This window comes from Halopseudomonas oceani (assembly GCF_002903165.1).
Taxonomy (GTDB): domain Bacteria; phylum Pseudomonadota; class Gammaproteobacteria; order Pseudomonadales; family Pseudomonadaceae; genus Halopseudomonas; species Halopseudomonas oceani.
Map to the genome: position 1 here is coordinate 37,300 of NZ_PPSK01000018.1, position 13,318 is coordinate 50,617.

Here is a 13,318-nt window from a genome sequence, read left to right on the forward strand (position 1 = left end):
TAATGGCTATGACGCCAGCGGTCAGGTCGGTTGCTGCAGGGTTGCCAATTCTTTGCGCAAAAACTCGCGGAACAGCCGGACTCGGGCGGGCGCCTGAGCGCCGCTGAGAGTGATTGCGTAAAGGGTGCCGGTTGCCACCTGCCAGTCGGCAAGAACCGGCACCAGTTCGCCGCGTGCCAGACTCTGGCGGGCAATCAGGTCCGGTAGCGGGCCGATACCGACACCGTTGCAGAGCAGTTGTTGGCCACTGGCGTAGTCGCTGGTGCGCATGACCGGCTTGAGGGTCAGGCTGGTTTCCTTTCCGCGGCCGTCATTGAGCTTCAGGGTGGCGGCACCGACCATATCACGGCACGCGAGTAGCTGGTGATCGACCAGTTGGGCCGGCTGGCAGGGCGGTTCGCGCCCGACCAGATAGTCCGGTGAGCAATACAGCACGATGCGAAAGTTCACCAGTGCCGAGGCGCGGTAGCTCATGTCCGGCAGGTTACCGGGCGTGGCGCGCAGTGCCAGATCAATACGGTGGGCGCTGAGGTCGAGAGGGGTGTCAGTCAGCAGCAGCTCGATGTCGATCTGTGGATGCTGCGCGCGGAACCGTGTCAGCAACGGCGGTAGGACGCCGACGCCCAGGTCCAGTGGTGCGGTCAGCCGCAGATGGCCTGCTGGCACGTCCTGCGCGGCGCGGGCGCTGGCACTGGCGTCGGCCAGCAAGGTCAGGGCGTCGCGGGCTTTCAGATAGAACGCAGTGCCTTCCTCGGTCGCCGATACCGAACGCGGCGTGCGCGCCAGCAGGGCAACGCCCAGCCGTTGCTCCAGCCGCGACAGGCGACGACTGATGCTGCCCTTGGTTTCACCGCGCTCGCGGGCGGCGGCCGATAGTGTGCCGAACTCGATGACGGCGCAGAAGGCGTAAAGGTCTTCCAGTGAGCCGCCAAGGGTTTCCGATTCGTTAACCATGGGTTCCTTATTTGCAGTCTTATGTAAATTTGGAAACCAACATACTCTGCTCTCCATCAACTCAACGCAACATCTGGAGACGCATCATGAGCAACCAAAACACTGTTACCCCTGGCCTTGCCATCTTCGAGCGTCTGGCCCCGCTGGGCTATCCGCTGATTCGTATTACCGCCGGCCTGATGCTGATGCCGCACGGCGCGCAGAAACTGTTTGGCTGGTTTGGCGGCTACGGTCTGGAAGCAACCGGCCAGTTCTTTGAAGGTTCGCTGGGCATGTCCCCCGGGATCCTGTTTGCGCTGCTGGCCGGTCTGGTCGAGTTCTTTGGTGGTTTGGCACTGGTTCTTGGCCTGCTGACCCGTCCGGCGGCGCTGGCGGTCACCTTCATGCTCGGTGTAGCGCTGACTGTGCACACGGCCAATGGCTTCTTCTGGACCAATGGCGGCGTCGAATACCCGCTGCTGTGGGCGCTGACTGCCTTCGGTATCTTTCTGCGCGGTGGTGATCGCTTCTCGCTGGATGCCCGCTTGGGTCTGCGTATCTGATCATTGACTGAATGGAGGACGAATAATGTCTGCTAATCGACTGCCGACGGTCTTTCTTCCCCATGGCGCCGGCCCCTGCTTCTTCATGGAGTGGGAGCCGGCCGACACCTGGCAGGGCATGGAGGCCTGGTTGCGCAATCTGTTGCCGAGCCTGAATGTGGCCCCCCGCGCCCTGCTTGTGATCTCCGCCCATTGGGAGGAACCGGTCTTTACCCTGAATACCCAGGCCGCGCCCGGCCTGTTGTTTGACTACTACGGCTTTCCGCCGCACACCTACCAGCTGACGTGGCCCGCGCCGGGCGCGCCGGAGCTGGCTGGCGAGGTTGCTGAACTGCTGGGCAAAGCGGGTTTTGATACCGCGTTCAACCACCATCGCGGGTTTGATCATGGGGTCTTTATCCCGCTCAAGCTGGTGCGGCCCGAGGCGGACATTCCGGTGCTGCAGTTGTCACTGCGGGCCGATATGGATCCGCAGGCCCATCTGGAGTTGGGCCGCGTGCTGGCTCCGCTGCGTGAGGAGGGCGTACTTATCATCGGCAGCGGCATGAGCTTTCACAATATTCCGCTGATGCGCGCCAACCTGGCGACGCCGGCGCCGGCCATCGGCGCCTTTGATCGCTGGTTGCAGAAAGCAATTGTGCTGCCGCAGGCCGAGCGCGATGCGGCGCTGGCTGACTGGCAGCAGGTGCCGGGCGCATTGCTGGCGCATCCCGATGCCGAACATCTGCTGCCGCTGCATGTGGTGGCAGGCGCTGCTGCTGACAGCCCCGGTCGCACTGACTTTCATCAGGTTGCGATGGGCGTACCGCTGGCCGGCTTTGTATTTGCCGACTGAGCCCGCCCTGATGCACGATGAGAGAAACGGGTTGTGGAGGCGCGGTAATGGCGTTTGATCAGGGCTTGCTGGCGCGGGTGCGTGATGCGCAGCATGTGGTGGTGTTCACCGGTGCCGGGGTATCAGCGGAGAGTGGAATCGCCACCTTCCGCGATGCGCTGAGCGGGCTCTGGTCGCGGTTTGATCCCATGCGCCTGGCAACGCCCGAGGCCTTCGAGGATGACCCGGAGCTGGTCTGGGGCTGGTACGAGTGGCGGCGCATGCAGGTGCTGAGCACCCAGCCCAACCCGGGCCATCTGGCGATTGCCGAGCTGGCAAAGCGGGTGCCGAAGCTGACGCTGGTCACCCAAAATGTGGACGACCTGCACGAGCGCGCCGGCAGTACCGACGTACTCCATCTGCACGGCAGCCTGCATCAACCGCGGTGTAGCCAGTGCGCGGCGCCATTCAGCATGCCGCCCGAACCACCGGTAGAACCCGCCGCAGGGCGGCGTCTTGCGCCGCCGTGTTGCGAGCGCTGCGGCGGCGAAGTGCGGCCAGGCGTCGTCTGGTTTGGCGAGAGCCTGCCGGTCGATGCGCTGGAGGCCGCGTTTGCAGCCGCTGCCGAGTGTGATCTGCTGCTCTCGGTTGGCACCTCCGGCGTGGTCTATCCCGCGGCACAGGTGCCTGAGATCGCGTTGCGTGCCGGGGCGGCGGTGGTCCACGTCAACCCGCAGCCGCAGGCGTTGGGTGGTCGGCATGAATGGCTGTTGGCTGGCGCGGCAGGCGAAGTGCTGCCATCGTTGTTGCAAGCGGCTTTCGACGAGTAAAGCGGGAGGCATCATGGCCAGTGGTTGGGCTCAGGACGGAGCGGTACAGGAGCAGATCGACGCAACACTCGACTCCGCTGTCGAGCGGGCCCGGCAGGATTTGCCCAAGGGCGAAAGCCTGAGTCACTGTGAACACTGTGGGGAGCCGATTGCCGAGCGTCGTCGTCAGGCGTTGCCGGGTGTGCGCCTGTGTCTGGCCTGCCAGGCAGAGCAGGAGAAAGACGCCCGGTTTGACTCCGGCTATAACCGCAGCGCCAGTAAGGACAGTCAGCTGCGCTAGCTGCAAGCAGGCTGATGGCGGACGCCACCAGCCTGTTCAGGCTTACTCGGTTACCGGCTCCTGGTAGTAACCCACCGCAACCAGATAGTTGCCGACCTTGCGAATCAGGGTCTTCTTCTCTTCCGGCCGCTCGGTTACCGGGTTGGGCCAGGTGTAGGTGACGCTGTCTTCACCGGCCTCTACCGCATCCAGAATCTGTTGACCGACGCGCAGGCCATCGCGGTTTTTCAGATCCGGGAAATGAATGTTGAGCAAACGCCGGCTGTAGCCGTGCGCGACCATGCTCATGCTGTCCATATCGACCACGAATACATACAGGTCGTCCCGGTTGAACTCGGGGTCCAGTCGGTTGATTCGGGCGATGGTAGCCTCTGCATCGTCTTCGATCGCGGCAGCCGCGTCATCCAGCAGTGCCTTCGCCGCGGTTTCGCTGGAGCGTGGCAGGTAGTAACCGACGGCGAAGGTCTTGCCGTCGACCTTCTGATAGAACACGTGCTTGCGTTCCACCTTGCCGTCGTTCCAGTTCATCCAGCGGTATTCGGCGCTCGAAACCGTGTCTGATTCCGGCGCCTGCAGAGCCGAGTTGAAGGCTTCCTTCAGTTCCGGGTCCAGCAGCGGCGTAATATCACGACCGATCAGGGCCGCCGATGGGCCGCCACTGGCCAGCATGTAACCGTTCTCGTCGACGACGTAGACGTACTGGTCGCCATCAACGAATTCCCCTTGGCGGCTGAAGCGGGCAAAGGCCGCATTGCCTTCCTCGCGGTAGGCGTTAACTGCTTTGTGCAGCAGCTGGGCGGCGCTGGCAGCCTGTTGCTCATAACCAGGCTCAGCGGCGGGCTGTGGCGGGGTGGGTGATGTGGCGTGTCCGGTATTGGCGAACAGCGCTGCCATGGTCAGAGCAGCAATCATGACCGGATTCTTGAAGTTCATAAGCATTCCTCTGCGGGATGTTGTTTTCGCTTGGACGTGGTCGTCCCTCCTTAGCTTAGGAGGATACTGGCTGCTGTCTAGCGTGTTGGTATTGTCCGGGATCAACGCGGTGCCAATGGACTGGGACAGATCTTACGCTGATTCCCGGTGGCGCGCTCTAAACGGGCCGTTGGCGGCGCAGGATACGCGCTCAGTGAGCGCGGTATTCAGGACGCTGATAGTCTTAATCAGGTTGGCAGCGCCCGCCCTGATCCTTACTGACGACTGGCAAACTGGCTGGGTGTCATGCCGATCTGCGTGCGAAAGGCGGCGATAAAAGCTGAGGTGGAGTCGTAGCCACAGGCCAGTGCAATGTCGGTCACCCGCTCACCGCGTTCCAGCATCGGCAAGGCGCTGAGCAGTCTCAGGCGCTGGCGCCAAGCTCGGAAACTCAGGCCGGTATTGCGCTGGAAGAGGCGGGTCAGGGTCTTCTCGGAACAGCCGAGTTGTCCGCTCCAGTCGCCCAGCGTCAGGTTCAGCTCCGGGTTATCGAACAGTGCCTGACAGACCTGCTGCAGCCGCGCATCGTTCGGCCAGGGCAGATACAGGCCGGTATCGCGGGCGGCGGTCAACTGGTCGAGCAATACCGCGACCAGTCGCCCGTCAGCACCGCTCTCGTCGTACTCGACCGGAATGCGACCGAACTGGTTGATCAGCTCGCGGGTCAGCGGGTTGATCTCCAGCACCGCGCATTGACCTGCCTGCCACGGCATGGCGTCGCGCTCGATGTAGAGGCTGCGCATCTCCGTGTCGGGCGAGCTGATGACCGCGTGGGGCAGATCGGGCGGCACCAGAATCGCCCGCTGCGGCGGGGCGAGAAAGCGACCGTTGCGGGTGTGCACCGACAGCACGCCGGAAATAGCGTAGGACAGCTGCGCCCATGGATGGCTGTGCCAGTGGGTCGTGGTGCTGCGGGCAAGCGATTCGCTACGCGCATACAGCGGACGCGGCAGGCCGGGCAGGTCAGGTACCGCACGCAGATTCAGGCGCTTTTGTCCGATTGTCGACATTGTGCTTTCCAATCGCGTTAGTCGGTCGAAGGTTAAGACATTAGACTGCTGCCTTGCGCGTCGCAACATTGATAACGAAAAACGAGATACCGTCATGGCAAGACCACGCTTTCTACCCGACAACATGACCCTCTGCCTGATTGCGGTGGTGATTGCCGCCAGTCTGTTCCCTGTGCAGGGGCAGGCCGCCGTGGCCTTTGATGGACTGACCAACGCGGCCATCGCGCTGCTGTTCTTTATGCACGGCGCCAAGCTGTCGCGCGAGGCGATTATTTCCGGTATGACCCACTGGCGCCTGCATCTGCTGGTATTTTCCTGCACCTTCATCCTGTTTCCGCTGCTCGGCCTACTGCTCAAGCCGGCGCTGGTGCCGCTGGTCGGTGATGACTTGTACCTGGGTATCCTGTTCCTCTGCGCGCTGCCGGCGACCGTGCAGTCGGCGATTGCCTTTACCTCGATTGCCCGCGGCAACGTCGCCGCGGCGGTCTGCAGTGCGGCAACCTCCAGCCTACTGGGTATCTTTGTGACTCCGTTGCTGGTGCTGCTGCTGATGGGCGCGCAGGCCGGTGACTCCAACACCCTGGACGCCATCGGCAAGATTGTGGTGCAACTGCTGCTGCCGTTTATTGCCGGCCAGATCGCCCGGCGCTGGATCGGTGACTGGGTGGCGCGCAACAAGGGCTGGCTCAAGAGCGTGGATCAGGGCTCCATTCTGCTGGTGGTGTTTGGCGCCTTCAGCCACGCGGTGGTTGAGGGTATCTGGCAGCAGGTACCGCTGCACGACCTGCTGGGGCTGGTGGTCGCCTGTTGTCTGCTGCTGGCGCTGGTGCTGGGACTCACAGCCTGGCTGGGTCGCCGTCTGGGTTTCAACATCGAAGATCGGATCACCATCATCTTCGCTGGCTCCAAAAAGAGCCTGGCGACTGGCGTGCCGATGGCACAGGTGCTGTTTGCCGGCGGCGCGCTGGGTACGCTGATCCTGCCGCTGATGCTGTTCCACCAGATTCAGTTGATGGTCTGTGCGGTGCTGGCCGAGCGTTACGGCCGCCGCGAGGAGACTGGCATCGAAGACGTCGCCTGAGCGCGAGGGTCAGTTCAGGTTGCCCTGCGGCAGATGATCGAGGGGCAGCGCCGTCTGCGACTTGACGGTCGAGATGGCGAAGTTGCTGCGGATGTCGCTGACCCCGGGTAGCTTGAGCAGGGTGCTGAACAGGAAGCCTTCATAGGATGCCAGGTCCGGCAGTACCACCTGCAGCAGAAAGTCGGACTCGCCTGACACCACGTGGCAGGAAATGACCTCCGGCAGATCAATGACCGCCGCCCGGAAGGCGTTGGCCGACGCGTCATGGTGTCGCTCAACCTTGACCCCGACAAACACGGTCAGCCCCAAACCGCTTTTGCTGCGATCCAGCTCGGCGTGGTAACCGCGAATCACGCCGGCCTCTTCCAGCAGACGCACGCGCCGCAGGCACGGGGAGGGCGACAGTCCGACCTCTTCGGCCAGCTGCACGTTGCTCAGTCGGGCGTTGCGCTGCAGGGCTGCGAGGATGCGTCTGTCCAGGTTATCCAGCTGCATTGGCATATTCCCTATTTAATAGTCTATTTTCTGGCATTTTATGCCATAAAAAGGCGTTGCGTGGCATAAACTCGCAATGACCTGCAGGCGTCAACAGTCCTACCATTGTGTCGAGCAATGAGATGGCCGGAGCGCCCTGAAATGACGGACCTGTGGATCTTTGTTGGAGCGTTGGCGGTGGCCTATCTGGTACCGGGGCCAGACATGCTGCTGTTGTTGCAGACCGCAGCGAACCACTCGCGGCTACAGAGCGCTGCAACCATTGCCGGCCTGGCGCTGGCTCGTGCGGCCCACGTCGCGCTGGCCGGGCTGGGGCTGGCGGCACTGCTGCAGGCGGCGCCCTGGGCCTTCAACGCGGTACGGCTGTTTGGCGCCGGGTATCTGATCTGGCTTGGTATCTCGATCTGGAGGGCGTCATCGCTGGTACCGGAGAACGCTTGCGCCAAGCGTTCGCGGACCGCGCTCGCGGCGTTCCGGCGCGGGTTGCTGACCAACATCAGCAACCCCAAGGCGCTGCTGTTCTGTTCGGTGCTGCTGCCACAGTTCATTCACCCGCAGACCGGTAGCGTCGCGCTGCAGTTCACGCTGCTGGGGCTGATTGTGCTGCTGGTCGGCGTGTGCTTTGACCTGCTTTACGTCTCCGGCGGCAAGCTGATGGGGGGCATGTTGCGCGAGCGGCCGCGCCTGCAACAGCTGCAGCGCTGGACATTTGGTGCGCTGCTGGTGGGTTTTGGTGCCCGGCTGATGTTCTAGGTGGTGGAATGCGGCGGCAGTTCCGGGCATCGCTGCGCGAGAATTCGGCATTGACCTGCTGTGCGTGGCTCGACATGCTCTGTCGTCTACCCTTTGCTGTCTGGTTTCAGAACACAGGAAGACATCGCATGAGTGACAACAGCTATACACCGCCCAAGGTCTGGACCTGGGATAGCGAGAGCGGCGGCAAGTTTGCCAGCATCAATCGCCCGATTGCCGGGCCAACCCACGAGAAGACGCTGCCGGTCGGCAAGCACCCGTTCCAGCTGTATTCGCTGGCCACGCCCAATGGCGTCAAGGCGACCATCATGTTCGAAGAGCTGCTGGCCCTGGGCCATGCGGGTGCTGAGTACGATGCCTGGCTGATTCGCATCAACGAGGGTGACCAATTCGGCAGCGACTTTGTCGAGATCAACCCCAACTCGAAGATTCCGGCCTTGCTGGATCACAGCACCAACCCGCCGACGCGGGTGTTCGAGTCCGGCTCCATCCTGCTGTATCTGGCTGAAAAGTTTGGCGCGCTGCTGCCAACGGATCATGGCAAGCGCACCGAGGCGATGAACTGGCTGTTCTGGCAGATGGGCTCGGCGCCATATCTGGGCGGCGGCTTTGGCCATTTCTACGCCTATGCGCCCGAGAAGTTCGAATACCCGATCAATCGCTTCGCCATGGAAGTGAAACGCCAGCTGGACGTACTCAATCGCCATCTGGCCGACAACCGCTACATGGCGGGCGAAGAGTACAGCATCGCCGACATCGCGATTTATCCCTGGTACGGCGTGCTGGTTGAAGGCGCTCTGTACGACGCTGCCGAATTCCTCTCGGTGCACGAGTATGAACATGTGCTCCGCTGGGCGGCCGAGATCGCCGCACGGCCTGCCGTGCAGCGTGGTCGACGGGTCAACCGCGTGTGGGGCGACGAAGCCCTGCAGGTGGCCGAACGGCACGACGCCAGCGATATCAGCGACATCTGATCCCGCGCCCGGTGGGGCACACACCCGCGTTGGCATCCCAAGCCCGGCATCAGCCGGGCTTCTTTTTGCTTGCGTGCGGGCTGTGCACGGATTGTTAGGTGCATGCATTTGTTATAACGTAACAATAGTGCATTCTTAACATCCTTTTATGTGCCTGCTGATGGAATCCGCCGATGACTGCCGCGCTGCCCGATGTTTCCCTGAGTGACCTGTCTGCTGACCCTGCCGCGCTGGATTGGGTTGGTATGCAGGGGATTGATCTGCCGATTACCCTGAATGAGACCGGCCAGCGGCAGACGGTTCATGCCTGTGCCGATCTGCAGGTGGACTTGCCGCGGCCCGAGGTCAAGGGTATCCACATGTCGCGCCTCTACACCTTGCTGGACCGGTTGGGTCAGGATCGGGCGCTGGCGCCGACCGTGCTGCAGGCGCTGTTGCAGGCAATGGTCGAGAGCCATGCCGATTGCGGCAGTCGCAATGCACGGCTGGTACTGCAGTTCAGTCTGCTGTGTCGGCGACCAGCGCTGGTTACGCCGCAGCTGTCGGGTTGGAAAGCCTACCCGGTAAAGCTGGAGGCGACGCTGGTTGAGGGCCGTTTCAGGGCGCGTGTCGAGCTGACGGTCAGCTATTCCTCGACCTGTCCGTGCTCGGCCGCGCTCAGCCGGCAGCTGCTGGTCAGCGCTTATGATAAAGCCTTTGCCGGTCGGCAGCGGCTCGACCCGGTGGCGGTAAGCCAATGGCTTGGGCGCAACGGGAGTCTGGCAACGCCGCACAGCCAGCGCAGCGAAGCCAAGGTTGCCGTCGACCTGCAGGCAGCAGAGGAGAGCCTGGGCCTGCTGGCGCTGATCGATCAGATTGAGCAGGCGCTGGCGACCCCGGTACAGACTGCGGTCAAGCGCGCTGACGAGCAGGCCTTTGCCGCGCTTAATGGGGCCAATCTGATGTTCGTCGAGGATGCCGCTCGGCGGTTGGGAGCGGCTTTGAGTGCTGCCGGTGCACAGCATGCCGCGGTCCATGTTCGGCATATCGAAAGCCTGCATCCGCATGACGCGGTCGCGTCGGTAGGAGCGCACCCATGAATGCCGCGCTGATGACAGAGCCCGCGCACTGGGCGATGGGACGTGATCTCGGAGCACTGGCAGCGATCTTTGAGGAAGCGGTCAGTCTTGCGGTCATGCAGCGACGCCTCGGGCCGGCGCTGCGCAGCAGTGTACTGGCGCAAGGCGGTAGCGGTGGCTGGCAGGTGGCCTGGCTAGGTATTCCCGGCGAGACGCTGGCTAGTGAGCTGGCGGCGCAGTTGCCGGCGCCAGGCCAGGCAGGGCCACTGGTTGCGGATGTGCAGCTGCTGGCAGAAGCGACGGCCTGCCTGTTTGGCGTCGAACGGGTGGCGGTGCGTTTGCGCATGCTGGAGAAGGCGATGTGTCCGCGCTTTCACTGCGACAACCTGCCGGTGCGACTGGTGACCACCTACCTTGGCCCCGGCAGCGAGTGGTTGCCGGATTCGGCGGTTGAGCGTCGCGGTCTCGGGGTGCCGGATCTGGGCAAACCTGATCCTGTGCGCGAGCCTGGCGCTATCCGCCAGTTGGGCTGTGGGGATGTGGCGCTGCTCAAGGGCAGCGGTTGGGTGGGCAACGAAGAGCGCGGTATTGTGCACCGCAGTCCGGCCCTGAAGGACGGTCAGCAACGTCTGTTGCTGACCCTTGATCCCTGCTTCTGAGCGACTGAGGACGTCGTTCTGCGCGCGGTTTGGGCCGGGCGCAGAACGGGCGCGGGTCAGAAGTCGAAATCGACCTTGGCCCAGAGCGAGCGGCCTGGCTCGTTGATGGCAACCGGGTCGGCTGGGAAACCGAATGCCGAGTTGCCGGCCAGGTTCAGGTGCTCGGCGTAGGCCTTGTCGAACAGGTTGTCGACACCAACGCTCAGCTTCACCTGCTCGGTCATGCGCCAAGCGCCGTTGAGCGAGAACACGCCAAAGCCGGCGCTGCTGCCGATGTCCTGACCGACCACGTTGCCGGCGCCTTCATCCACCCGATTCTGCGCACGGACCAGTCGCCAGAGTGCGCCGGCACTCCAGTCGTTCTGCTCGTAGCTCAGACCCAGGCGGGCTTCCAGCGGCGGCATCTGGGGCAGCGGCTGGCCGTCGCTGCGGTTCTCACCCCAGGCGTAGGCCAGCGTGGCGTCGGTCTTCCAGTTGCTGGTCAGGTCATATGCCACGCCCAGCTCACCACCGGCAATGCGGGCGTCGACGTTGTAGGCCTGGCTGCGGCGCATGCCCATCATGGTCGAGTAGCGGAACAGGATGAAGTCGTCGACCTGACCGGCGTAGGCCGATGCCCATGCCTGCAGGCGTGCGTCCTGATACTGGATACCGACGTCCAGCTGGGTGGTTTTTTCCGGCTCGATGCCGTCAAAGGCGTTCAGTTCGCCGGTTGGCGCCAGGCTGGCCGAGAACAGCTCCCAGTAGTCGGGGAAGCGTTCAGCGTGGCCGAGGCCGGCGTAGACGGTTGCCGGCATGGCGGTCAGATCCTGTTCGTAACGGACGAAACCGCTGGGCAGGGTGTCGCTGCGGCTCTGGCCGGCGGTCGGGTTGGGCGTGGTCATGCCCATCATGTTGCGAATACCCACCCGGTAGTCCTTGACCGAGGCGCGGTCCAGCCGTGCGCCGCCGATCCAGCGGGTCAGGTCGCTCTGGTGCCAGGTGGCTTCGCTGAACAGTCCGTAGTTGTGCATGACTGCGTCTTTTTCCCAGGCGAACTCGTCCGCATCGGTATAGCCGGTCATCATGCTGTAACTGGACCTGCGGGCACGGTGCTCGCTGCGCTGGGCGTCAATACCGGATACTAGCTCGACCGCGTCCCAATCGAAGCTCAGCGCAAGGCGTCCGCCGAGGGTACGGCGATCCACCTGCGAGGCCATGGGCATCGGCATCATGCTGGTCGGATCGGGGCTGCGCAGGCGGAAGTTGTCCATGATGTGATCGGCGTAGTTGTAGTAGACCTGCGCCTCCAGTTTGCTGACCTGACCGAGATTGAGTTTCTCGAAGCGCAGGCCAAGGCTTTCGCGGGCGAACTGGGTGCCGTCCATGCCGCGCCCGGCGTAGCGCGCTTCACCGTCACCCTTGCCGGCGCTGAATTCCAGCAGGGTATCGGCATCGGGCGTCCAGCCGGCGGCGATATCACCGTTCCACTTGCTCCAGCGCGACGGCACGGTATCGCCGTTGCCATCTTCGTAATCGTCGGACTGGGCGTCGTTGCCGGCGAAACGCAGGTAGCCGTTCTGGTTGCCGATGGCGGCATCAAGCAGCTTGTCGAAGCGGCCATTGCTGCCACCCAGTACGCTGGCATGCACGCGGCTGCCCGGCTCCTCGAAACGCTCCGGTTCACGTTCGAACAGCACGGTGCCAGCCGAAGCCCCAGGCCCCCAGCGTACGCTCTGCGGGCCCTTGATGACGGTCAGGCGGTCGTAGGTTTCCGGTGCGATGTAGGAACTGGGCGCGTCCATCCGGTTGGGACAGGCGCCGATCATCTGGCCGCCGTTGGCCAGCAGGTTGATGCGCGAACCGAACATGCCGCGCAGGACCGGGTCGCCGTTGCTGCCGCCGCTGCGGATAGCGGAGAAGCCCGGAATGGTCTTCAGATAGTCGGTGGCATCGCTGGCGGGCACCGGCTGGCGGGCGTCCTTGGGGTCGGCAACGATGGTCAGTGGCGAGCTTTGTTGAACGGCGGTTACCACCACGGGCGCCAGTTGCAGCACATCGTTGCTGCTTTCATGGTCATGGCCTTCGTGGCTTTGGGCGGTAGCGCCGAGGCTGGTAAACAGCAGGGCGAAAGCGGTTTGCCAGCGCAGGCTGACAGGGGGTCGGGTAAAACGGTTGGCGTGTTGCATTGTTGTCATCCACACAGTGGCCAAAGCGGCGCAGTCGGCGCCGGGCCGAAATCAGGTCAGGGTGTTGTGGGGTGTGACGCAACGCACGGCCAGTGGCCGCAGGCGGGCTCAGGCGGCGCGGGGCGCAGCGTCGAGCGGGGAGGGTGAGGCGCGGGGATTGATTGAGGGCCAGATATAGCGCGGCGGCGGGCGAGCCCATTGGCCGCTGGAGGGCGCACTGGTCGGGCTGGCGGGCAGGTAGTCGAGCGACCAGCCATGCATGGCCACCGCGCTGCCGTGGCCGATGGAAGAGCACAGCGGGCAGCCTGACTGCAGGTCACTCATCTGGTGCTGCTTCTGATCGTCGAGATCGACACCCAGGCTGTCGCTGCCGAGGTTGCAGAACACCACCCCGGCACCGCTCAAATGCTGCCCGCTCATCTGACCCTGATGGAAACCACAGGTCAGCAGACTCACCAGGGTGCACAGATAGAGCACCAGGGTGAGTGAAAGGCGGTCGTCGCGGGTCAGATTCATGCGCGGAATTCTAGCACCCCCTGCGACCTTCTGCGCCATGTGGCTGGTTGCCGCATGGCGCGTGTTCAGGCGTCGAAACGGTCAGGCTCCTCGGCGAACGGTAGCTGGGATGCCTGCTCCAGCTCATCGCCTGGATGGTTGGCCAGACAGACCTGTACCGCGATGTACAGTCCGAGCAGGGTCAGTAGTCCCGAAATTTCAGCAATCAGCAT

Annotated in this window: 16 protein-coding genes; 9 read left to right on the top strand and 7 right to left on the bottom strand. The window is 63.4% G+C overall.

Features of this window, described 5'->3' with window-relative positions; translation table 11 throughout:
- Positions 1–21 precede the first annotated feature (21 nt).
- Complete coding sequence (locus C1949_RS15565) at positions 22–954, bottom strand: LysR family transcriptional regulator (protein WP_104739392.1); 933 nt, start codon at positions 952–954, stop codon at positions 22–24.
- 86 nt (positions 955–1,040) lie between these two features.
- Between C1949_RS15565 and C1949_RS15570 the strand changes: the two genes are divergently transcribed.
- The 4 genes from C1949_RS15570 to C1949_RS15585 are packed head-to-tail and all read left to right on the top strand — an operon-like array spanning position 1,041 to position 3,420.
- Positions 1,041–1,496 (top strand): DoxX family protein, encoded by a 456-nt coding sequence (locus tag C1949_RS15570; RefSeq protein WP_104739393.1) that lies wholly within the window; start codon positions 1,041–1,043, stop codon positions 1,494–1,496.
- Positions 1,497–1,521: 25 nt separating this feature from the next.
- Positions 1,522–2,331 (top strand): DODA-type extradiol aromatic ring-opening family dioxygenase, encoded by an 810-nt coding sequence (locus tag C1949_RS15575; protein WP_104739394.1) that lies wholly within the window; start codon positions 1,522–1,524, stop codon positions 2,329–2,331.
- Between the two features lie 47 nt (positions 2,332–2,378).
- Positions 2,379–3,140: an SIR2 family NAD-dependent protein deacylase gene (locus C1949_RS15580; protein WP_104739395.1), complete on the top strand. Its 762-nt coding sequence runs from the start codon at positions 2,379–2,381 to the stop codon at positions 3,138–3,140.
- Positions 3,141–3,153: 13 nt separating this feature from the next.
- Positions 3,154–3,420 (top strand): DksA/TraR family C4-type zinc finger protein, encoded by a 267-nt coding sequence (locus tag C1949_RS15585; protein ID WP_104739396.1) that lies wholly within the window; start codon positions 3,154–3,156, stop codon positions 3,418–3,420.
- A gap of 42 nt (positions 3,421–3,462) precedes the next feature.
- Here the strand turns inward: C1949_RS15585 and C1949_RS15590 are convergent, their stop codons facing one another.
- Both C1949_RS15590 and C1949_RS15595 read right to left on the bottom strand, forming a co-directional pair.
- Positions 3,463–4,353, bottom strand: coding sequence for a cache domain-containing protein (locus tag C1949_RS15590; protein WP_104739397.1), 891 nt, complete (start codon positions 4,351–4,353; stop codon positions 3,463–3,465).
- 254 nt (positions 4,354–4,607) lie between these two features.
- Positions 4,608–5,402 carry an AraC family transcriptional regulator gene (locus C1949_RS15595; RefSeq protein WP_104739398.1) on the bottom strand — a complete coding sequence of 265 codons (795 nt, stop codon included), beginning with the start codon at positions 5,400–5,402 and terminating at the stop codon, positions 4,608–4,610.
- Positions 5,403–5,496: 94 nt separating this feature from the next.
- Here C1949_RS15595 and C1949_RS15600 point away from each other — a divergent pair, with 94 nt between their 5' ends.
- Positions 5,497–6,483 (top strand): bile acid:sodium symporter family protein, encoded by a 987-nt coding sequence (locus tag C1949_RS15600; protein WP_104739399.1) that lies wholly within the window; start codon positions 5,497–5,499, stop codon positions 6,481–6,483.
- A 9-nt stretch (positions 6,484–6,492) separates the two neighbouring features.
- On the opposite strand, the gene C1949_RS15605 is transcribed toward C1949_RS15600, so the two are convergent.
- A complete protein-coding gene (locus C1949_RS15605; RefSeq protein WP_104739400.1) occupies positions 6,493–6,978 on the bottom strand; it encodes an Lrp/AsnC family transcriptional regulator in 486 nt (161 codons plus the stop codon).
- 141 nt (positions 6,979–7,119) lie between these two features.
- On the opposite strand from C1949_RS15605, the gene C1949_RS15610 reads away from it, so the two are divergent.
- From C1949_RS15610 to C1949_RS15625, 4 genes are all read left to right on the top strand, one after another.
- A complete protein-coding gene (locus tag C1949_RS15610; RefSeq protein ID WP_104739401.1) occupies positions 7,120–7,731 on the top strand; it encodes a LysE family translocator in 612 nt (203 codons plus the stop codon).
- A gap of 128 nt (positions 7,732–7,859) precedes the next feature.
- Positions 7,860–8,705: a glutathione-dependent disulfide-bond oxidoreductase gene (yghU, locus tag C1949_RS15615; RefSeq protein WP_104739402.1), complete on the top strand. Its 846-nt coding sequence runs from the start codon at positions 7,860–7,862 to the stop codon at positions 8,703–8,705.
- Between the two features lie 173 nt (positions 8,706–8,878).
- Positions 8,879–9,784 (top strand): GTP cyclohydrolase FolE2, encoded by a 906-nt coding sequence (folE2, locus tag C1949_RS15620; RefSeq protein WP_104739403.1) that lies wholly within the window; start codon positions 8,879–8,881, stop codon positions 9,782–9,784.
- Positions 9,781–10,422 (top strand): DUF1826 domain-containing protein, encoded by a 642-nt coding sequence (locus C1949_RS15625; protein WP_104739404.1) that lies wholly within the window; start codon positions 9,781–9,783, stop codon positions 10,420–10,422. The genes folE2 and C1949_RS15625 overlap by 4 nt, the downstream gene beginning before the upstream one ends.
- A 56-nt stretch (positions 10,423–10,478) precedes the next feature.
- Here the strand turns inward: C1949_RS15625 and C1949_RS15630 are convergent, their stop codons facing one another.
- The 3 genes from C1949_RS15630 to C1949_RS19465 all read right to left on the bottom strand — a co-directional run bounded on the left by C1949_RS15630 (position 10,479) and on the right by C1949_RS19465 (position 13,318).
- Complete coding sequence (locus C1949_RS15630) at positions 10,479–12,599, bottom strand: TonB-dependent copper receptor (RefSeq protein ID WP_104739405.1); 2,121 nt, start codon at positions 12,597–12,599, stop codon at positions 10,479–10,481.
- A gap of 99 nt (positions 12,600–12,698) precedes the next feature.
- Complete coding sequence (locus C1949_RS15635) at positions 12,699–13,106, bottom strand: DUF2946 domain-containing protein (protein ID WP_170063094.1); 408 nt, start codon at positions 13,104–13,106, stop codon at positions 12,699–12,701.
- A 65-nt stretch (positions 13,107–13,171) separates the two neighbouring features.
- Positions 13,172–13,318, bottom strand: a complete 147-nt coding sequence (locus tag C1949_RS19465; protein WP_170063095.1) for a hypothetical protein — start codon at positions 13,316–13,318, stop codon at positions 13,172–13,174.